Origin of the sequence: Microbacterium sp. LWH10-1.2, assembly GCF_038397765.1 — a bacterium.
GTDB classification, from domain to species: Bacteria; Actinomycetota; Actinomycetes; order Actinomycetales; family Microbacteriaceae; genus Microbacterium; species Microbacterium natoriense.
Map to the genome: position 1 here is coordinate 2,602,264 of NZ_CP151638.1, position 19,746 is coordinate 2,622,009.

Annotated in this window: 16 protein-coding genes and 1 pseudogene; 5 read left to right on the forward strand and 12 right to left on the reverse strand. The window is 71.2% G+C overall.

The features are described from left to right. Positions 1-29 precede the first annotated feature (29 nt). From MRBLWH10_RS12415 to MRBLWH10_RS12460, 10 genes and pseudogenes are all read right to left on the reverse strand, one after another. A complete protein-coding gene (locus MRBLWH10_RS12415) occupies positions 30-1,487 on the reverse strand; it encodes an FtsX-like permease family protein (protein WP_341940097.1) in 1,458 nt (485 codons plus the stop codon). Continuing rightward, a complete protein-coding gene (locus tag MRBLWH10_RS12420) occupies positions 1,484-2,245 on the reverse strand; it encodes an ABC transporter ATP-binding protein (protein WP_341940098.1) in 762 nt (253 codons plus the stop codon). The genes MRBLWH10_RS12415 and MRBLWH10_RS12420 overlap by 4 nt, the downstream gene beginning before the upstream one ends. A 185-nt stretch (positions 2,246-2,430) precedes the next feature. Continuing rightward, complete coding sequence (locus tag MRBLWH10_RS12425; protein ID WP_341940099.1) at positions 2,431-2,901, reverse strand: carboxymuconolactone decarboxylase family protein; 471 nt, start codon at positions 2,899-2,901, stop codon at positions 2,431-2,433. Positions 2,902-2,954: 53 nt separating this feature from the next. Beyond that, on the reverse strand, positions 2,955-3,590 hold the full coding sequence (locus tag MRBLWH10_RS12430; RefSeq protein WP_105676044.1) for a response regulator transcription factor: 636 nt from the start codon (positions 3,588-3,590) through the stop codon (positions 2,955-2,957). Then, on the reverse strand, positions 3,587-4,774 hold the full coding sequence (locus tag MRBLWH10_RS12435; RefSeq protein ID WP_341940100.1) for a histidine kinase: 1,188 nt from the start codon (positions 4,772-4,774) through the stop codon (positions 3,587-3,589). The genes MRBLWH10_RS12430 and MRBLWH10_RS12435 overlap by 4 nt, the downstream gene beginning before the upstream one ends. A gap of 151 nt (positions 4,775-4,925) precedes the next feature. Continuing rightward, positions 4,926-5,715 (reverse strand): annotated as a pseudogene (locus MRBLWH10_RS12440) (class I SAM-dependent methyltransferase). A gap of 46 nt (positions 5,716-5,761) precedes the next feature. Then, entirely contained in the window at positions 5,762-6,904 is a 1,143-nt protein-coding gene (locus MRBLWH10_RS12445) for an AMP-binding protein (RefSeq protein ID WP_223587021.1), read from the reverse strand. A gap of 82 nt (positions 6,905-6,986) precedes the next feature. Next, entirely contained in the window at positions 6,987-7,898 is a 912-nt protein-coding gene (locus tag MRBLWH10_RS12450) for a 1,4-dihydroxy-2-naphthoyl-CoA synthase (RefSeq protein WP_105676036.1), read from the reverse strand. Between the two features lie 82 nt (positions 7,899-7,980). Then, positions 7,981-8,967, reverse strand: coding sequence for a permease prefix domain 1-containing protein (locus MRBLWH10_RS12455; protein ID WP_341940101.1), 987 nt, complete (start codon positions 8,965-8,967; stop codon positions 7,981-7,983). 1 nt (position 8,968) lies between these two features. After that, positions 8,969-9,301, reverse strand: coding sequence for a helix-turn-helix transcriptional regulator (locus MRBLWH10_RS12460; RefSeq protein ID WP_105676085.1), 333 nt, complete (start codon positions 9,299-9,301; stop codon positions 8,969-8,971). Positions 9,302-9,411: 110 nt separating this feature from the next. Here MRBLWH10_RS12460 and MRBLWH10_RS12465 point away from each other — a divergent pair, with 110 nt between their 5' ends. The 3 genes from MRBLWH10_RS12465 to MRBLWH10_RS12475 all read left to right on the forward strand — a co-directional run bounded on the left by MRBLWH10_RS12465 (position 9,412) and on the right by MRBLWH10_RS12475 (position 13,950). Continuing rightward, the gene (locus MRBLWH10_RS12465) at positions 9,412-10,425 is read left to right on the forward strand and encodes a GNAT family N-acetyltransferase (protein WP_341940102.1); all 1,014 of its coding nucleotides are present in this window, start codon (positions 9,412-9,414) and stop codon (positions 10,423-10,425) included. Between the two features lie 79 nt (positions 10,426-10,504). After that, a complete protein-coding gene (locus tag MRBLWH10_RS12470; RefSeq protein ID WP_341940103.1) occupies positions 10,505-11,053 on the forward strand; it encodes a hypothetical protein in 549 nt (182 codons plus the stop codon). Next, positions 11,050-13,950, forward strand: a complete 2,901-nt coding sequence (locus tag MRBLWH10_RS12475; RefSeq protein ID WP_341940104.1) for an ATP-binding cassette domain-containing protein — start codon at positions 11,050-11,052, stop codon at positions 13,948-13,950. The genes MRBLWH10_RS12470 and MRBLWH10_RS12475 overlap by 4 nt, the downstream gene beginning before the upstream one ends. A 51-nt stretch (positions 13,951-14,001) precedes the next feature. On the opposite strand, the gene metH is transcribed toward MRBLWH10_RS12475, so the two are convergent. After that, on the reverse strand, positions 14,002-17,628 hold the full coding sequence (gene metH / locus MRBLWH10_RS12480; protein WP_341940105.1) for a methionine synthase: 3,627 nt from the start codon (positions 17,626-17,628) through the stop codon (positions 14,002-14,004). A 62-nt stretch (positions 17,629-17,690) separates the two neighbouring features. Here metH and MRBLWH10_RS12485 point away from each other — a divergent pair, with 62 nt between their 5' ends. Together MRBLWH10_RS12485 and MRBLWH10_RS12490 are read left to right on the forward strand one after the other, a co-directional pair. Next, positions 17,691-18,683 (forward strand): o-succinylbenzoate synthase, encoded by a 993-nt coding sequence (locus tag MRBLWH10_RS12485; protein WP_341940106.1) that lies wholly within the window; start codon positions 17,691-17,693, stop codon positions 18,681-18,683. A 9-nt stretch (positions 18,684-18,692) separates the two neighbouring features. After that, on the forward strand, positions 18,693-19,007 hold the full coding sequence (locus MRBLWH10_RS12490) for a DUF2277 domain-containing protein (protein WP_105676022.1): 315 nt from the start codon (positions 18,693-18,695) through the stop codon (positions 19,005-19,007). A 21-nt stretch (positions 19,008-19,028) separates the two neighbouring features. Here MRBLWH10_RS12490 and MRBLWH10_RS12495 read toward each other — a convergent pair whose 3' ends face one another. Continuing rightward, positions 19,029-19,652: a helix-turn-helix domain-containing protein gene (locus tag MRBLWH10_RS12495; RefSeq protein ID WP_341940107.1), complete on the reverse strand. Its 624-nt coding sequence runs from the start codon at positions 19,650-19,652 to the stop codon at positions 19,029-19,031. Between the last annotated feature and the right edge of the window lie 94 nt (positions 19,653-19,746).

Below are 19,746 nucleotides of genomic sequence, written 5' to 3' on the forward strand. Positions count from 1 at the left end.
TCGGCTCCCCGCATCGGGCCCTGAGTCGTTCAGTCGGCGGCCAGCGCCTCGACCGGAGCGACGCGGGTCGCGAGACGCGTGGGGGTGGCCGCCGCGACGAGCGTCAGCACCGCGGTCGCGGCGACGATGATCACGATGGGCAGCCACGGGACGTGCGGAGGCACGAGACCCGCCGGCACGAAGTCGGGCAGCGTGGGGACCGATCCCAGCAGCGACTGCGCGGCGATCCAGCCGTACACGACACCCAGCACGAGTCCGGTCAGCGTCGCAGCGACCGTGATGTGCGTCGCCTCCAGCAGCACCATGCGGCGCACCTGACCGTTGGACAGCCCGATCGAACGGAGCAGCCCGAGCTCGCGACGGCGCTGCACCACGCCGATCGTGAGCAGGTTCACGAGTCCGACGGCGGCGATCACCGCGGAGACCGCGACGAGCACCATCATGACCGAGGCGAACGCGTCGAAGGGCGCGAAGAACTCCGCGGGGACCTCGCCCTCCACCTGGTTGATCATCATCTGCTTCACCGACTCGAGCGCGACGGCGAACATCGTCACGAGCGTGACGCCCATCACGACGCCGATGGCCATGCGCGAGGAGCGCTCCGGGTACCGGAGGGCGTTCTCGGCGGCGAGGCGCGCCGTCGCACTGCGCCCGAAGAGACGGCCGACGAGGCGGAGCACCGGAGGCATGAAGAGCACGGAGCCCAGGGCGAGCCCGGTGAACGACAGCAGGCCGCCGAAGAAGGCGACGACGACGCCGAGCGGGCTCGCGAGCCCGACCAGCACGCCGCCGGCGAGGAGGGCCGCACCGATGGCCAGAAGCACCCACGCGCCGATGTGACGGCCGGGGCGGGAGACCTCGTCGTGCGTGCGCTCGACGGAGCCGCCGATCGCCTGCAGCGGGGTCACCGCCAGCACACGGCGGGATCCCGCCCAGGCCGCAGCCCAGGTCGTGAGCGCGACGCCGACGGCGGGCAGCACGATGAACGGCTGCGCGAGCGAGAAGCCGACGGGAGGGTTGGCGAGCAGCCCAGAGGCGATCTGCACGCCGGCGACGGAGGCGAGCAGCCCGGCGAGCAGTCCGAGCACGGCGCCGATGATGCCGACGATCAGCCCCTGACGTCCCACCTCACCGCGCTGCGAGCGCGCCGTGGCCCCGATCAGGCGCATGAGCGCGATCTGCCTGGTGCGTCCCGCGATGATCGTGGAGAACGTGTTGGCGGTGACGATCGCGGCGACGTACATCGCGACGCCTGTCAGCAGCACGGACAGGATGCCGACGACGATGGCGAGCGTCTCGCTGTCTCCGATGAAGGGGTCGGCCTGCAGCACCGCGCCGATGAACACCGTCGTCTCCACCAGGAGCACGCCGAATGCGGCCGACAGCGTCGCCACGAGGATGCTGGCGCCCATGCCCCTGTCGCGGAGCCACGCCAGCCGAGGACCGGTCGCCGATGTCTGCGGAACGACCGTCGCGACCGCGCTCACGCCGCCACCTCGGCGGCGAGCATGTACGCCGAGATCTCTTCGGCGGTCTGCCGCGGGTGATCGGCGACGATGCGGCCGTCGCCGAGGAAGAGCACGCGGTCGGCATGGCTCGCGGCGATCGCGTCGTGCGTGACCATCGCGATGGACTGGCCATGCTCGCGACTGGCGGTGGCGAGGAGCTGGAGCACCTCACGACCTGTCTTGGAGTCGAGGTTGCCCGTCGGCTCGTCGGCGAAGACGAGGTCGGGGGCCGTGGCGAGGGCGCGGGCGATCGCGACGCGCTGCTGCTGGCCGCCCGAGAGCTGGTGCGGGCGGTGGTCCAGGCGTGCGCCGAGTCCGAGGGTCTCGATGAGGCCGTCGATGCGGGCCTTCTCGATCGCGCTCGGACGACGCCCGTCGAGCTCGAAGGGCAGCATGATGTTGCCGAGCGCCGTGAGCGTGGGAACGAGGTTGAACGCCTGGAAGATGAAGCCGACGCGGCGTCGGCGCAGGATCGTGAGGTCGAGGTCTCCGAGTCCGGTGATCTCGGTGTCTCCGATCCAGGCACGCCCCTCGGTGGGGGTGTCGAGTCCGGCCATGATGTGCATGAGCGTGGACTTGCCGGAGCCCGATGGGCCCATGATCGCGGTGAACTGACCGCGACGGATGCCGACGCTCACATCGTCGAGGGCGCGCACGGTGCCCTCGCCGGCGCCGTAGGTCTTCTTCAGGTGCTGGACGCGGGCGGCGAGCCCCAGGTCTGTGGTCGTGATCTCCATGCCTTCGACGCTATTTCGGCGGCGTCAGCGGGCGCGTCGCCCGTGCGGCGCATCCGCGTACATCTGGAGGATGACATCGCCGTCACCCGCACAAGCGTCCGTGGCCTTCACCCCGCACAAGCGTCTGTGGCCTTCACCCCGCACAAGCGTCTGTGGCCATCACCCCGCACAAGCGTCTGTGGCCTTCACCCCACCCAGGCGTGCGTCGATACCCCGACCGCGTTCCAGGCGTTGATCGTGACGATGAGCGCCACGAGCGCCCCCAGCTCCTCCGGCCGGAAGACGGCGGCGGCCGCATCCCAGTCGGCATCGGGGACGTGCGTCTCCGACGTCCTCGTGATGCTCTCGGTCAGCGCGAGGGCGGCACGGTCGCGTGCGGTGAACAGCGGGGACTCCCGCCACACGGCCACCGCGTTGATCCGCTGCGGGGTGTCGCCCGCCGTGAGGGCATCGCCGGAGTGCAGCTCGACGCAGTAGCTGCAGCCGTTCAGCTGGGAGGCTCTGAGACGCACCAGCTCGCGCAGACGGCTCTCGAAGCCCACCGCGTCGAGCTCGCGGACCATCGCGTTGTCGAGATGGGCGAGCGCCCGGGAGAAGTGCGGGGCGACGGCGTCGATGTCGAGGCGGACGGGGATCGGGACGAGAGGTTCTGTCATGACGACAGCATCCTCCCGCCCGCCGACATTCGGCGCCAGGACCGCGGATCGGGTCAGGTGAGCCCGTGCTCGAACGCGAACACGACGAGCTGCACCCGGTCGCGCAGGGAGAGCTTGGTGAGGATCCGGCTGATGTGCGTCTTCACGGTCGCCTCGCTGAGGTACTCGCGCGCGGCGATCTCGGAGTTCGAGAGGCCCCTCGCCGCGAGCGCGAAGATCTCCCTCTCCCGATCGGTGAGGTCGGCGTACTGCGCGGGGACGGGCTTGGGAGCCTCGGCGAAGTGCGCGAAGAGATCACGGGTGGCGGATGCCGCGATCACGCTCGACCCTCCGTGCACGGTGCGGATCGCCGCGAGCAGGAACTCGGGGTCGGCGTCCTTCAGGAGGAACCCGCTGGCCCCCTGACGGATGGCTCTGGCTGCCGCCTCGTCGAGGTCGAAGGTCGTCAGCATCACGATGCGAGGGGCGTCGGGCTGGGTGAGGATCTCGGCGGTGGCCGTGAGGCCGTCCATGACCGGCATCCGGATGTCCATCAGCACGACGTCGGGGCGCGTGGCCCGGACGACGTCGATCGCCTCCCGCCCGTCGCCCGCCTCGCCCACGACGTCGAGGTCGGGCTGCGACGCGACGAGCATGCGGATGCCGGCGCGGAACAGCGCCTGGTCATCGACGAGTACGACCCTGATCATGCGGCTCCTCCGATGGGAAGCGAGGCGCGCACGACGAACCGTTCGCCCTCCTGCCCCGCCTGAAGGCTACCGCCCACGAGCTGGGCGCGCTCGCGCATGCCGATCACGCCGTGGCCGCCCCCGAGCGACGCGGTCTCCTTCTCGAAGGCGTTGGTGACGACGACGTCGACGCGGTCGGGAAGCCACGCGAGCCGCACGTCCACCGCGCCGTCACCGTGTCGGATGGCGTTCGTGAGCGCTTCCTGCAGGATCCGGTAGACGGCGAGCTGGATGGCCCCCGGCGGCTCACCCGGCGGCATCGGATCGACGGTGATGCGCGGTTCGACGCCCGCCTGACGCACCTGCGCGAAGAGGGTCTCGAGGTCGGCGAGGGTCGGCTGAGGACCGTCGCCCTGCCGATGACGCAGCTGGGTGAGGAGCAGCCGCACGTCTGACAGCGCCCCGCGCGCGGTCTGCGCGATCGTGCTCAGCGCCTCGGTCGCCATCTCCGGCTTGACCGCCGCCGCATACCGCGCACCGTCGGCCTGCGCGATCACGACGGCCAGCGAGTGGGCGACGATGTCGTGCATGTCTCGCGCGATCCGCACGCGCTCCTGCTCCTCGGCCGCCATCAGCTCCGCCTGGGCACGGGCGACCTGCGTCTCCCGGCCGTTCAGCACCACGCGCCACAGGAGCCCCGTGCCCCAGGACATCACCATCGCGAGCACGAAGACGGAGGCCATCAGGGAGCCGATCAGCGCTGCGCGCATGGTGCTCGCGGCATCCGTCAGCAGCTCTCCCGACCAGATGACCGCGAAGTAGAGACCGCCGATGATCCCGCCGCCCAGCGCCGAGACGCCGCCGATCCAGAGGATCCGTCGCGTGCCCCACGCGGCCGTCGCGAACAGCACCACGAGGATGCCCGCGTCATAGGCGCTCGGAGGCAGCCCTGCCGCCATCTGCACGACGGCGCCGAACCAGGCGACGCCGATCGCGAGGGTGGGAGACAGACGGCTGATCGCCGCGGCGCCCCACAGGATGAGGCCGACGATGACGTACATCACCACGGCCACCGGCTCGGCGCCGATCCACGCGCTGAGCCAGCTGGAGCCGGCGATGAACGTCAGCGGGGTGGTGACGACGAAGCCGAAGACGGCGCCGATGATGTCGACGACGAGCCAGGCTCGGGAGACGGGGCGGAACACCCTCCTACGGTACGGGGCCGCGCCAGGACGCCGCATCCGTCTGCGGATGTATCCGGCGAGCCGCGTTCACAACTCCTCAAGAATCCGATGTTCGGGCGCTGTGAAGACGCCGTCGCCGCATCCCGGCCCGATTCTTGAGGAGTTGTGAACCTCAGGCGCGCGCGATGATCTCCCCGTGCGGCACGAGGAACCAGCCGTCGCCGTCGTCGGCCCAGCGATGCCAGGCCTCACTGATGCCGCGCAGCTCCGCGTCGGTCGCCATGCCGCTGTCGAGCAGCTGACCGGTCAGCGCGGATTCCAGGATGCGGTCGGCCCACATGCCACCCCACCACGCCCGGTCCTCGGGGTTCGCGTAGCACCAGGTGGATGCCGTCGCCGTGACGTCGTCGAAGCCGGCGGCGCGCGCCCACGACAGCAGACGTCGCCCGGCGTCCGGCTCGCCGCCGTTGGCCTGCGCCGCGCCGGTACAGGTCGAGCCAGCGGTCGAGCTCCGGCAGCATCGGGAACCAGTGGAAGCCAGCGTAGTCGGCGTCCCGCGCCGCGACGACGCCGCCGGGCACGGTGACCCTGCGCATCTCCCGCAGCGCCTGCACCGGGTCGCCGACGTGCTGCAGCACCTGGTGCGCGTGCACCACGTCGAAGCTGTCGTCGGCGAAGCTCAGCGCGTGCACGTCCTCGACCGAGAAGTCGATGTTCGCGACGCCCCGGCTCTCCGCGAGCCCGCGCGACAGCCCCAGGGCGTTCTCGTCGATCTCGGTGGCCGTGACGCGGGCCACGACTCCAGCGAAGTCGACCGTGATCGATCCGGGACCGGCCCCGACGTCGAGGAGCCGCGTCGACGGGGTGAGGTGCGGGCGGAGGTACTCGGCGGAGTTCGAGATGTCGCGGCTGCTGTGGGAGCGGAGGACGGACGAGTGGTGTCCATGCGTGTACGTGGCCATGCTCCAGTCTGGCACCTGCCGGAGACCGCGCCCGCCAGGGCGACGATCAGCGCAGCTCGGAGACGGCCCTGCGGATCGACTCGCGGTCGGGCTTGCCCGAGGTCAGGACGTCGAGCTCGTCGACGAGGATGAGCCGCGCGGGGCGCGCGTGCCTGCCGAGCTCTTCGGCGACGGCATCCCTCGCGTGGGCGAGCTGCTCGGACTCGCTGCGGCGGAGCGCTTCACCACGGGCGGCGACGATCACGGAGGCCTCACCCCAGCGCTCGTCCGCGACGCCGACGACGACGGCGCCGCTGAGTCCGGGGACGCGCCGGACGATCCGCTCGACCCGGTCGAGGGAGATGTTGATGCCGCCGGACACGATCACGTTGTCCGCACGGCCGTGCACCCGCACGATGCCGTCCTCCACCAGTCCGAGGTCGCCGGTGCGGTACCAGCGGATGCCGTGCTCGTCTCGGGTGAAGGAGCGGGCGGTGAGCTCCTCGTCTCCGAGGTAGCCGTCGGCGAGCATGGGTCCGGCGATGTGCAGCTCTCCGTCGACGGAGCGGACGGCGACCGTGTCGAGGGGCTCGCCGTCGTACACGCAGCCCCCGCTCGTCTCGCTCGATCCGTAGGTGCGGACCAGGCGCGCACCGAGCTCTCCCGCACGGTCGCGGAGCGGCTCCGGCAGCGCCTGACCGCCGACCAGGATGGCGCGGTAGGCCTGCAGCGCCGCACGGACGGGGGTGCTGTCCGCGGCATCCAGCAGCGTCGCGAGCTGCGCGGGCACGAGGGAGGTGTAGAGCCTCTCCTCCCCCGTGCGCAGCATGGACAGGGTGGTCTGCGCGAACGTCTCCGCCGAGAACCGGCCCTCGAGCACGGCGGGCTCGGTGCCGGCGACGACGGAGCGGACGAGCACCTGGAGCCCGGCCACATAGGTCGCGGGGAGGGCGAGCAGCCAGCGGCCGCTGCCGATCCGCGACGCGGTGGCCTCGGCGCTGGAGCGGAGCGCCTCCCCGCTCAGGACCACCCGCTTCGGGATGCCGCTCGACCCGGAGGTCGCGATGACCGCGGCCGTGCCGTCTGGCACGCGCTCAGGGGCCCCGTCGAGCATGCCGAATCCCAGAGCGGGTCCGCCGTCGAGTGCCCGGGCCAGCGCCTCACGCAGCGCGACCGGGTCGTCGGCATCCGTGGGCCTGAGCGCGATCATCGGCCAGCCCGCCGAGCACGGGGCTTCTCCCCCACGATGCCGGGGTGGAGAGGGTCGAAGATCGTCGAGACCATGGGCGGGATCAGTAGTGGTAGGGGAAGGACGACCAGTCGGGAGCGCGCTTCTCGAGGAAGGAGTCGCGGCCCTCCACGGCCTCGTCCGTGCCGTAGGCGAGACGGGTCGCCTCCCCCGCGAACACCTGCTGGCCGACGAGTCCGTCGTCGACGGCGTTGAAGGCGAACTTCAGCATGCGGATCGCGGTCGGCGACTTCGTGAGCACCGTCCTGGCCATCGCCAGTGCTTCGCGCTCCAGCTCCGCGTGCGGCACGACGCGGTTGACCGCGCCCATCTCGTACGCGCGCTGCGCCGAGTACTCCTCGGCGAGGAAGAACACCTCACGCGCGATCTTCTGGCCCGTCTGCCGCGCCATGTACGCCGAGCCGTATCCCGCGTCGAAGCTGCCGACGTCGGCATCCGTCTGCTTGAAGCGCGCTTCCTCCGCCGATGCCACCGAGAGGTCGCACACGACGTGCAGCGAGTGCCCGCCCCCCGCGGCCCACCCGGGGATGACCGCGATGACGACCTTGGGCATGAAGCGGATGAGCCGCTGCACCTCGAGGATGTGCAGACGCCCGCCTCGTGCGGAGTCGTGCACGGTGGTCTCTGAATCGGAGTACTTGTAGCCGTCGCGTCCGCGGATGCGCTGGTCGCCGCCGGAGCAGAACGCCCAGCCGCCGTCCTTCGGGCTGGGGCCGTTGCCCGTGAGCAGCACGGCTCCGATGCGCGGATCCTGCCGGGCGATGTCGAGGGCGCGGTACAGCTCGTCGACCGTGTGCGGACGGAACGCGTTGCGCACCTCCGGCCGGTTGAACGCGATGCGCGCGACCCCGCCGTCGTGCGTGACGTGCGCCGTGATGTCGGTGTAGTCCTCGGCACCGGGCGCGAGCACCCACTCCTCGGGATCGAACAGGTCGGAGACGAAGGGTGTGGTCACGGCATCCAGCCTATTCCCGTGGCCGCGTGGACATGCGGAAGGCGCTGCTCCCCGGGGAACAGCGCCTTCTGCGTGGATGCCGTCAGCGGCGGCTGCGGCGGACGGTCTTGAGCCATCCGTCGACGATGTCCCACCCGACGCCGATCGCGACGCCGAACCCGAGGAGGACGGCAAGGATGCGGAAGACGCCGCCTTCGCCTGCGGCCCCGGCATCGCCGGCCGCGAACCCCTCCCCGCCCGCGGCGACGATGTACGAGAGGAAGTCCGGGTTGACGAGCTGCCCGCCCAGCAGCAGGACGAGCGTCCAGGCGAGGAAGGCCAGCGCCAGGACGGTGTTGACCACGGCCAGCCCGGTGCTCCAGCCGCGGCGGAACACGACGACGGCGAACACGGCCTCGGCCACGATGAGCGCGAACAGGACGCTGATGCCCCACGGCCACAGGGCCGGGTCGAGGATCGGCAGCGCCTCACCGGGGACGAAGCCACGGAAGCGGTCCCAGAGCAGCGCGCCGGCCGCGATGCCGAGGAAGACGAGCGAGGCGATCAGCTCGCTGCGCCCCACCCCGTCGTCGGTGATCTCGGGCAGCTTGTCGAGATCCCACTCGTCGATCGTCGTCGTGCTCCCGGTGCGCTCGAGGATGACGAACACGAGGGTCGTCCAGAAGCAGATGTGCATGATCGCGCCACCGGTCGCGACGATCGAGGTCGAGATGACCTCGCCCACAGCCGCGCCCGAGATCGTCTGCCCGAGGGCGACGGCGCCGAGCACGCACACCGGGACGATCGCCAGCAGCAGCTTCAGCAGCCGCCACCACGTGAGGTAGAAGCGCGGACCGATCAGGTGCAGCGGACGATCCGCGTACCCGGCGGCGAGGATGCCGGGGTCGCCGAGCTCCGTGAGGACGGCGCGCTCTGCGTCATCCGGCGCCTCGCCCTGCTCGAGACGCGCCTCGATCGCGTCCGCGATGGAGGCTTCGAGCTCCGCCCGCACGTCGTCCTGCGTCTCGGGTCGCAGGCCCTTGACCGTGGCGGCGATGTAGCGCTCGGTGAGAGTGGCTGTCGTGGTCATGTCAGTTCTCCTCTGCGGTGAGGGCGGAGATCGCGGTGGTGAGCGATCGCCATTCGTCGGTGAGGGTGTCGGCGAGCCGGATGCCGGCATCCGAGGTGCGGTAGAACTTGCGGGGCCTGGCCTCTTCGGTGTTCCACTCGCTGGTGAGGTACTCCTGCTTCTCCAGCCTGCGGAGCAGCGGGTACAGCGTGTTCGCGTCGGTCGCGAAGCCGCGCGCCTCCAGCTCTTCGAGCAGTCCGTAGCCGTAGCCGGGCGTGCGCAGCAGCTGCAGGCAGGCCAGGACGACGGTGCCGCGCCGCAGTTCCTGCAGGTGCGTGTCGAGCGTCTCGTTCATGCCCATCACATTACTGTGCGTCACACACTATAGTCAAGCGCACATTGATGAGATTCCTTCCTTGCTCCCCACCTGTCGAGGCCGGAGAGGGCGCCGGGTAGCGTGGAGGGATGAGTCTCGAGATCAGCCGGGTCGACCCTTTCGACGATGCGACGGTCGACGAGTGGTGGGACGCGTACGCCGCGGCCGAGCGCGCCGACCGCGCGAAGGGCACCCCGGTATGGACCCGCGAGGAGACCAGGCGAGAGCTGCAGCAGGACTCGTCGGCCGTGGAGCGGCGGACCTACCTGCTGCGCTCGGACGGCGAGTGCATCGGCGCCGCGAGCCTCGCGCTGCCCCTCAAGGACAACACGCACGTGGCGCACCTCGGCCTCGGCGTGCCGCCCCGTCATCGCCGTCGAGGCTACGGCTCGCACGCACTTGCCTTCCTCGAAGGCGAGGCCGTGGCTGCCGGACGCACCACAGCGCAGTCCACGACGAGCTGGCTGTACGAGCTCGGACCCGACGGCGTCGGCTCACCGGGGCGCGAGTTCGCGCGCCGTCACGGCTATTCCCTCGCCCTCGGCGACGTGCAGAACCGGCTGGACCTGCCCGTCGACCCCGCGCTGCTCGACCGACTGCAGGCCGGAGTCCCCGACGAGGGCTACACGCTGCGGAGCTGGATCGGCCCTGTGCCCGACGACGTGGTCGAGGGCTGGGCGTCGCTGGACGCGTCGATCGAGACCGAGGCCCCCAGCGGCGAGCTCGACATCGAGCCCGCGACGCCGGACGTCGCCGACATCCGCGAGACCGAGGACCTGCTCGTGCTGCAGCACCGCATCTCCTTCGGCACCGTCGCGCTGGCCTCGGACGGCGCTGTCGCCGCCTACACGCAGATCGTGGTCTCGGGCGACGACGGCAACGCCTACCAGTGGGGCACGCTCGTGCGCCGTGAGGATCGAGGGCACCGGCTGGGAACGGCCGTCAAGGTCGCGAACCTCAGGATGTTGCAGCACGAGTCACCGGGGACCCCCTGCGTGTACACGTACAACGCGGAGTCCAATGCGCACATGCTCGCCGTGAACACCCTGCTCGGCTTCCGCCCTCGGGAGCGGATGGGCGAGCTGCAGAAGCGCCTGAGCTGAGGGCTCCGCGCGACGGGGCGCGCGGCCGAATGTGACACGACGGACGGGCGAGATGTCCCCGATTCCGTAGGGTGTAACGGTGACCCCGAAGACCCGCCACCTCGCCCTGTCCCTCGTCGCGGCATCCGCCCTGACACTCGCGTTGAGCGCCTGTACGCCGCCGGCGCCCTCCTCCGAGCCCACGTCGTCTCCGTCGTCCTCGTCGACCGCGTCTGCTGAGTCGTGCGCCGGGGTGACCGTGGTCGTCGACACGGGCGACCTCGACGTCTCCGACGATCCCTCCTCCTCGGTCTGCGTCGACACGGACGGGACGATCCTGGGGACGGATGCCGTGTCCGAAGCCGGGTTCACCACCGTGGGCACCACGACGTACCCCGACGACGTGATCTGCCGTGTGAACGGCGTGCCCGCCGAAGACACCGAGCTGACCGGCGACGACGGCGCCGCCTACCACGAGACCTGCGCCGACATGCCTCCGGCCGCCGCCTACTGGGGCCTGTGGGTCAAGCCCGCCGGCGGCGCGTGGGACTACGCGCAGACCGGTCTCTCCGCCCTCGAGCTCAACCCCGGCGACAGCGTCGAGCTGCTCTTCACGCTGAACGGCGCTCCCGCCGCACCCGCGTCGTGAGCGATGCGGGCCGGCTCAGACTGAGACCCGGCCCGCTGCGCGCGGCGGCGGGGCTGGCGGCGGTGTTCGTCGTCGCCCGCATCCTCTACCGCGTGCTCTTCAACGGAGCCGCCGGCAGCGGCCCCGTACTGCTCCCTCTGCCCGCGATCCGCCTCCCCGCGCCGTTCAGCTGGGTGACGCTCCTCGGCCCCGTGACGGTCGACGGACTCGCGGATGCCGCGCTGTCCGCACTGCCGATCGCCGCCGTCATCCTGCTGTTCGGGCTGCTGAACGCGATCTTCGACGTGTCCAGGGCGTTCGGGCTGCTCGCGAGGCGCGGTCCGCTGCGCGGCATCGCCCGCGCTCTCGCCGTCGCCTGGTCCACGCTCCCCGGGCTCGGTCAGGCCGTGCGGACGGTGCACACCGCCCAGCGGCTGCGCGGCGAGAAGCCGGGACCGCGGATGCTGGTGCCGGTGCTCGAACGCACTCTGGAGCGCGCCGCCGCCGTCGCGAACGGGCTGGAGCTGCGCGGCTTCGGCGGCGATCCCGTCGACGGGGAGTGCACGAGCCCGGTCCGCCTGGGGGATGCGGCGTTCGGGTTCGGCGACGACGCGGTGCTGACCGTGCCCGAGCTCGCCCTCGGCACCGGAGCGCTCACCGTCGTCACCGGACCGACCGGCTCGGGCAAGTCGACGCTGCTGCGCGGGCTCGCCGGCCTCGTGGACCACGTCGACGGGGGCTGGTCGACGGGCGTCGTCGAGGTCGCAGGCCGCGACCGACGGCGGATGCCGCCGCGCGACTCCTCGCGGCTGGTCGGCGTGGTGCTGCAGAACCCCCGTGAGGCGTTCTGCAGCGAGCTCGTCCGCGACGAGATCGGCCTGTCGCTGCAGCTGCGCGGCGTCGCCGCCGTGATCGTGAGCGCCCGCGTCGACGAGGTGCTGGAGCGCCTGGACATCGCCTCGCTGCGGGACCGCTCCGTGCACACGCTCTCCGCGGGGGAGGCGACGATGGTCGCGATCGCCGCCGCGGTGGTCGAGCGGCCGATCCTGCTGCTCGTGGATGAGCCGCTCGCCGATCTGGACGCAGAGGCGCGCGTGCGCGTCGTAGACGCTCTGGACGCCCTGGCGCACGAGAGCGGAGCCTGCGTGCTCGTCGCCGAGCACAGGGCCGCCGCGTTCGACGGCGTCGCCGACGAGTGGCGGTCGATCGAGCAGGGCACGGTGTCGACGGGGTCGACCGAGCGCAGCACGACGCCGAACATCATCCTTCCGGAACCTGCACCGCACCGCACCGCACCGCACCCTCTCCCTCCGGCGGCGTCTCCGTCGCCTGTCCTCGCGGCGTCGCACGTCCGCATCGCCCACGGCGACGTCCTCGCGGTGCACGACGCCTCCCTCGCTCTCGGGAACGGCGAGATCGCCGCGCTGATCGGACCGAACGGCGCGGGCAAATCGTCGCTGCTCACGGCCCTCGCCCTGCCGCCGCGCGGCCTGGAGGTCGTCGGCGCCCCCGTGCTCGTCCCCGACGCCTCCGACGATCTGTTCACACGCGACACCGTCGCCGCCGAGTGCGCGCGGGCCGACCACTCGGCGCCGCGGCGCGGCATCCACTCCCCCACGTCCACGGCTGACCGATTCGCGGCATTCCTCAGCCTCGACGCCGCAGGTCTCGCAGAGCGGATGCCGCGGCATCCCCGCGATCTCTCCCTCGGCGAGCGCAGGTGCCTGGCGATCGCCCTGCAGCTCGCGCGCTCCCCCGAGGCGCTGATGATCGACGAGCCCACGCGCGGACTCGACTCCCGTGCCCGCGAGCAGGTGCGCTCCGCGTTGGAGCAGGCGGCGGATGCCGGTGCCGCCGTGCTCATGGCGACGCACGACGCCGATTTCGCGGCGGCACTCGGTGCGCGGGTGCTCCCGATGCGGGAGGGCATCGTCCCGGCATCCGTCGCAGCGCCGTCTCGGCCCTGCCTCGTCGAGCGGAAGGGCACGAGCCGTGCATCGCGGATCGACGCGGCGCTGCGCACGGATTCGCGAGCGGCGGATGCCGTGGACGACTCCCCCGCTCCGGCTCGCTCACCCCGCGTGACCGGTGGGCGCGTGGCGGGGTCTGCCACTCCTCGTCCCGCCGCGCGCTGGACACCGCTCACGCTTCTCGCCGCGAACCTCGTGGCCCTGGCATCCTTCACCTGGCCTTTCGTCGCCGCGGCGGTGCCCGCGCAGGCCGACGCGGCGGTCCCGTGGGTCGCTCTCGCGCTGGCGCCGATCGCCGTGGTCGTCGCCGTCGCGGCCCTCGACCAGACCGTGCGATCAGCGCACGTGCTCGCGTACCTCGGCGTGCTCGCGGCGATCGGCACGGCCCTGCGCATCGCGAGCACCGGTGTGGGCGGCGTCGAGGCCGTGTTCATCCTGCTCGTGCTCGCCGGTCGCGCGTTCGGCGCCCGGTTCGGCATGCTGCTCGGGGTGTCCACCATCTTGCTGTCGTCGACCGTGTTCGGCGGGTTCGGCCCGTGGACGCCCTTCCAGATGTTCGCGTGCGCCTGGGTGGGAGCCGGAGCAGGGCTCCTCCCCCGCAGAGTCCGGGGCTGGGGCGAGATCGTGATGCTGTGCGTGTACGGAGCCCTCGCCTCCTACCTGTTCGGCCTGCTGCTGAACCTGTGGTTCTGGCCCTTCGCGATCGGATCGGGCACGGCCATCTCCTACGCGCCGGGTGCGCCGATCGGGCAGAACCTCGGCAGCTTCCTGCTGTACTCGCTCGTCACCTCGAGCGCGGGCTGGGACACCCTGCGCGCGATCACGACGATCGTGGGCGTCGCGCTGATCGGCCGCCCCGTGCTCGCCGCCCTCCGCCGCGCGAAGCCCGTGGCGGCCCGCCGTACCCGGTCGACGCCCCACCTGGCCGTCGACGCCCCGCTTCGCTGACGTCTGCCAGCGGGCGTCGAGACTCAGACGGGCATCAGTGATACAGCCTGCTCAGACCGAGAAGTACTTCGCCTCGGGGTGGTGGAACACGAACGCATCAGTCGACTGCTCCGGATGCAGCTGCAGCTCGTCGCTGAGCTCGACGCCCATGCGCTCGGGGCGCAGCAGCTCGACGACCTTGCGGCGGTCCTCCATGTCGGGGCACGCGGGGTAGCCCAGCGAGAAGCGGGCGCCACGGTACTCGAGCTTGAACAGACCGGCCGTGTCGGTGGGGTCTTCGGCCGAGAAGCCGAGTTCGGAGCGGATGCGCGCGTGCCAGAACTCGGCGAGCGCCTCCGTGAGCTGCATCACGAGGCCGTTGAGCTCGTAGTAGTCGCGGTACCGGTCCTCGGCGAACAGCTTCGCGGTGACCTTGTCGATCGCGGCGCCGGCGGTGACGAGCTGCACGGGGAGCACATCGACCTGCCCCGACTCGCGCGAGCGCACGAAGTCGGCGAGGTCCAGGTGTCGATCGCGACGCTGCCGCGGGAACGTGAACCGCAGCCGATCCGTCCCGACGGGTCCGCCCGATCCTCCGTCGGGTGCGAGCAGTCCGGGCACGCCCAGGATGCCGGTCGGGTCGTCGCCGTGGTGCAGCACCACGACGTCATCCCCCTCCGACACCACAGGGAAGTAGCCGTAGGCGACGGAGGCGTCGAGCATCCCCTCGCCGAGGATCCGGTCGAGCCAGTACCGCAGGCGCGGCCGCCCCTCGGACTCGACGAGCTGCTCGTAGGACGCCCCGTCTTCGCCGCGGCCGGGCTTGAGACCCCACTGCCCCATGAAGGTGGCACGCTCGTCGAGGAAGGCCGCGTAGTCGGCGAGCGCGATGCCGCGCACGATGCGGGTTCCCCAGAACGGCGGCGCAGGGACCTCGTTGTCGGATGCCACGTCGGAGCGGCCGGGCATCGCCTCGGGCTCCGTCAGCGTGAGCTGGGCGCCGCGCGCATGGATGCGCTTCTTGAGCGCCGGCAGTCCGACTTCGGAGGGGTCCTCGCCGCGCGCGACCCGCACGAGCGGCTCCATGAGCGCCAGCCCCTCGAACGCGTCCTTGGCGTAGCGCACCTCGCCGTCGAACATGCCCGCCAGATCGTCCTCGACGTACGCGCGAGTGAGGGCGGCGCCGCCGAGGATCACGGGCCACTTCTTCGCGAGCCCGCGGGCCTGCAGCTCCAGCAGGTTCTCCTTCATCACGACCGTCGACTTCACGAGCAGGCCCGACATGCCGATCACGTCGGCGTCGTGCTCCTCGGCCGCCGCGATGATGTCGGCGATCGGCTGCTTGATGCCGAGGTTGATCACCCTGTAGCCGTTGTTCGTGAGGATGATGTCGACGAGGTTCTTGCCGATGTCGTGCACATCTCCGCGCACGGTCGCGATCACCATGGTGCCCTTGCCCGAGGCATCCGACTTCTCCATGTGCGGTTCGAGCAGCGCGACCGCGGTCTTCATGACCTCGGCCGACTGCAGCACGAACGGCAGCTGCATCTCACCCGCGCCGAACCGCTCGCCGACGATCTTCATGCCCTCGAGCAGGTGGTCGTTGATGATGCCGAGCGCGGTCTTGCCCTCGGCGCGTGCGAGGTCGAGGTCGGCTTCGAGCCCCTTGCCCTCGCCGTCGATGATGCGCCGCTCCAGCCGCTCGCCGACGGGGAGTGCCGCGAGCTCGGCGGCGCGCTGGTCGCGCAGGGCCGCGGTGTCGACTCCGGCGAACAGGTCGAGCATGGTCGACAGCGGGTCGTAGGTGACGTTCCCGTCGGCGTCGTACTCGCGGCGGTCCCACACCAGGTCGAGCGCGACCTTGCGCTGCTCCTCGGGCAGGGAGGCCAGCGGCACGATCTTGGCGGCGTCGATGATGCCGCTCGACAGCCCGGCCTCCGACGCCTCGTGCAGGAACACCGAGTTCAGCACCATCCGCGCGGCGGGGTTGAGCCCGAACGACACGTTCGAGACACCGAGGGTGGTGTGGATGCCAGGGTACTTCTGCGTGATCTGCCGGATGGCCTCGATCGTCTCGATGCCGTCGCGCCGGGTCTCCTCCTGGCCGGTGGCGATCGGGAACGTCAGCGCGTCGACGATGATGTCCTCCACGCGCATGCCCCACTCGCCCACCAGCGAGTCGATCAGGCGCGAGGCGATCGCGACCTTGCCCTCGGTCGTGCGTGCCTGTCCCTGTTCGTCGATCGTGAGCGCGACGACCGCGGTGCCGTGCTCCTTCACGAGCGGCATGATGCGGCCGAACCGGCTGTCGGCGCCGTCGCCGTCTTCGTAGTTCACGGAGTTGACGACAGGGCGCCCTCCGATGAGCTCCAGTCCCGCCTGGATCACGGGCGGCTCGGTCGAGTCGATCACGAGCGGCAGCGTCGACTGCGAGGCGAAGCGCGAGACGACCTCGCGGATGTCGGCGACGCCGTCACGCCCCACGTAGTCCACGCACACGTCGAGCAGGTGCGCGCCGACGCGGATCTGGTTGCGGGCGATCTCGACGCAGTCGTCCCAGCGCTCCTCCAGCATCGCCTCGCGGAACGCCTTCGAGCCGTTCGCGTTCGTCCGCTCGCCGATCGCGAGGTACGAGGCGTCCTGATCGAACGACACGTGCTGGTAGAGCGACGCGACGCCCGACTCGACCTCGGGCGTGCGAGTGGTCAGCGCGCGGGTACGGTACGGCTCCAGCCGCTCGACCACGGCGGCGAGGTGCTCGGGGGTGGTGCCGCAGCATCCGCCCACCAGCCCCAGACCGAACTCGCGCACGAACTGCTCGTGCGCGGTCGCCAGCTCCGCGGGGGTCAGCGGGTAGTGCGCGCCGTTCGCGCCGAGCACGGGCAGCCCCGCGTTGGGCATGCACGCGATCGGCACCGTGGAGTGCTTCGACAGGTGACGAAGGTGCTCGCTCATCTCGGCGGGACCGGTGGCGCAGTTCAGGCCGATCGCGTCGACCCCGAGCGGTTCCAGCGCCGTCAGCGCGGCGCCGATCTCCGACCCCATCAGCATGGTGCCGGTGGTCTCGACGGTCACCTCGACGAAGATCGGCAGACGGATGCCGCGCGCCACGATCGCCTGTCGGCATCCGTTCACCGCGGCCTTCGTCTGCAGCAGGTCCTGGCTGGTCTCGATGAGGAACGCGTCGGCGCCTCCGTCGATCAGGCCCTCGGCCTGCAGCGCGAACGTCTGCTTGAGATGGTCGTACGTGGTGTGGCCGAGGGTCGGCAGCTTGGTGCCGGGTCCCATCGACCCCAGCACCCAGCGCACGCGGCCGTCCACGGCCTCGGCAGCCTCCGCGCGCTCGCGGGCGATGCGCGCGCCGCGCTCGGCGAGCTCGTGGATGCGGTCGTCGATGCCGTAGTCCGACAGGTTCGACCAGTTCGCCCCGAACGTGTTGGTCTCGACCGCGTCGATGCCCGTCGCGAAGTACGCGTCGTGGATGCCGCCGATCACGTCGGGGCGGGTGACGTTGAGGATCTCGTTGCACCCCTCGAGCCCCTCGAAGTCGGCCTCGATCGACAGATCGTGCTGCTGCAGCATGGTGCCCATCGCGCCGTCGGCGATGACCACGCGCGAGTGCACGGCATCCAGCAGCGCCTGCGAGCGGGCCGGGCGGTCGAAGGCCTCGATGTCGAGGGCGTGACGGGGGTGCGACATGCTCCCAGCCTAGGGGCGAGTTCCCGCCGTGTTTCGGCCCGCGACGGAGCAAGATGGACCCTATGACGCTCCCGCCGCTCGCAGACCTGATCGACTCGGCACGGGTCGTCTCCCTCCCGATGCACACGCGCTTCCGCGGCGTCGACACGAGAGAGGCCCTGCTCTTCGAGGGCCCCGAGGGCTGGGCGGAGTTCTCCCCCTTCGTGGAGTACGCGGATGCCGAGGCCTCGACCTGGCTCGCCGCGGCGATCGACTTCGCCTGGAACGCCCAGCCGGAGCCGCTGCGCGACCGCATCCCGGTCAACGCGACCGTCCCCGCGGTCGACGCGTCGAAGGTGGCCGAGGTGCTCGCCCGGTTCCCCGGATGCCGCACCGCCAAGGTCAAGGTCGCCGAGCCCGGTCAGACGCTCGCCGACGACGTGGCCCGCGTGCGCGCCGTGCGCGAGGTCATGGGTCCGGAGGGCCGCATCCGCGTCGATGCGAACGGCCTGTGGAACGTCGACGAGGCCGAGCACGCCGTGCACGCTCTCAACGAGTTCGACCTGGAGTACGTCGAGCAGCCGTGCGCGACGGTCGACGAGCTCGCCGAGCTGCGCCGACGGGTGAAGTACATGGGCATCCCGGTCGCCGCCGACGAGAGCGTCCGCAAGTCGACCGACCCGCTCGCCGTCGCCCGCGCGAAGGCGGCCGACCTCCTCGTCGTGAAGGCGCAGCCGCTCGGCGGCGTCACGCACGCGCTCCAGATCGTGACCGCCGCCGGACTCCCCGTCGTCGTGTCGAGCGCCCTCGACACCGCGATCGGGCTCTCCCAGGGCGCCGCCCTCGCCGCCGCGCTGCCGCGGCTCGACTTCGACTGCGGTCTCGGCACGGCGTCGCTGTTCCTCGACGACGTCGCCGACCTCCGTCCGGTCGACGGCTCGATCCCGGTGGGCAGGGCGACCCCGGATGCCGCGGCGCTCACGCGGCTCGCGGCCTCCGACGAGCGCCGCGACTGGTGGCTGGCCCGCCTCGGCCGCTGCCACGAGGTGCTTGGCGGCGTCGGAGATGCGTCCTAGCCTGGCTGCATGTGCCGCAACATCGTCCCTCTGAACAACCTCGAACCGGCCGCCACCGACGAGGAGTGCCACGACGCCGCGCTCCAGTTCGTGCGCAAGATCGCGGGCACGACGAAGCCCTCGCGAGCGAATCAGGAGGTGTTCGACCGCGCCGTCGCCGAGATCGCGGAGTCGACGCGTCGTCTGCTCGACGAGCTCGTCACCCCGGCGCCGCCGAAGAACCGTGCGGAGGAGGCGGCGAAGCGCCAGGCCCGCTCCGCCGAGCGCTACGAGGCGATCCGCGTGTTCCAGCAGGAGAAGCGGGCAGCGCGCGCCGCATCCTGAGTCCGGACGCGCGCCGCGACCTCACTCCTCGATGAGCAGCTGCACCAGGCGCCCGAGCTCGACGCCGCCGGAGCGGCGCAGCTGCGCGGCATCCTGCCCGTCCATCGCGCCGCGGACGGTCATTCCCTCCCACACGATCATGAGCATGCGCGCGGCGGCCTCGGCGGGCACGCGCAGCCGCAGGAGACCGGCGGCGACGATGTCGGTGATGATCTGCGCGATGCTGGCGACCATCTCACGCTCCTGGGCGAGATAGGCGGCGCCGAAGGCCTCGTCCCGAAGGGCTCTGATGCGGATCTCGCTCAGGAGCATCACGCCGAGACGGTCGTCGCCACCCGAGTCCATGACGTCTTGCACGAGGTCGACGGGATCGCACCCCTCGGCGAGCGCGCCATCGGCCGTCATCTCCTCCACGCGGGCGCGGACCGCCTTCATGCGCACCTCGCCGACGCTGGCGGCGAGCGTGAGGAAGAGCTCGTCCTTGGACTCGAAGTTGGAGTAGAAGGCTCCGCGGGTGAAGCCTGCGCGCTCGCACACCGCCTCGACCGATGCGCCGTCGAGACCCACCTCGGCGAACACCTGGGCTGCGGCGTCGAGCAGCCTGGCTCGCGTGTTCTCGCGACTGCGTGTCGTGGATGTCGTCATCGAATCCTCCTGCCCCCTCATTCTCACACCCGGCACACAGACTTTCGCGGGCCGACACCTTTACGATACATCTATGTATTGGATACACCTGTGT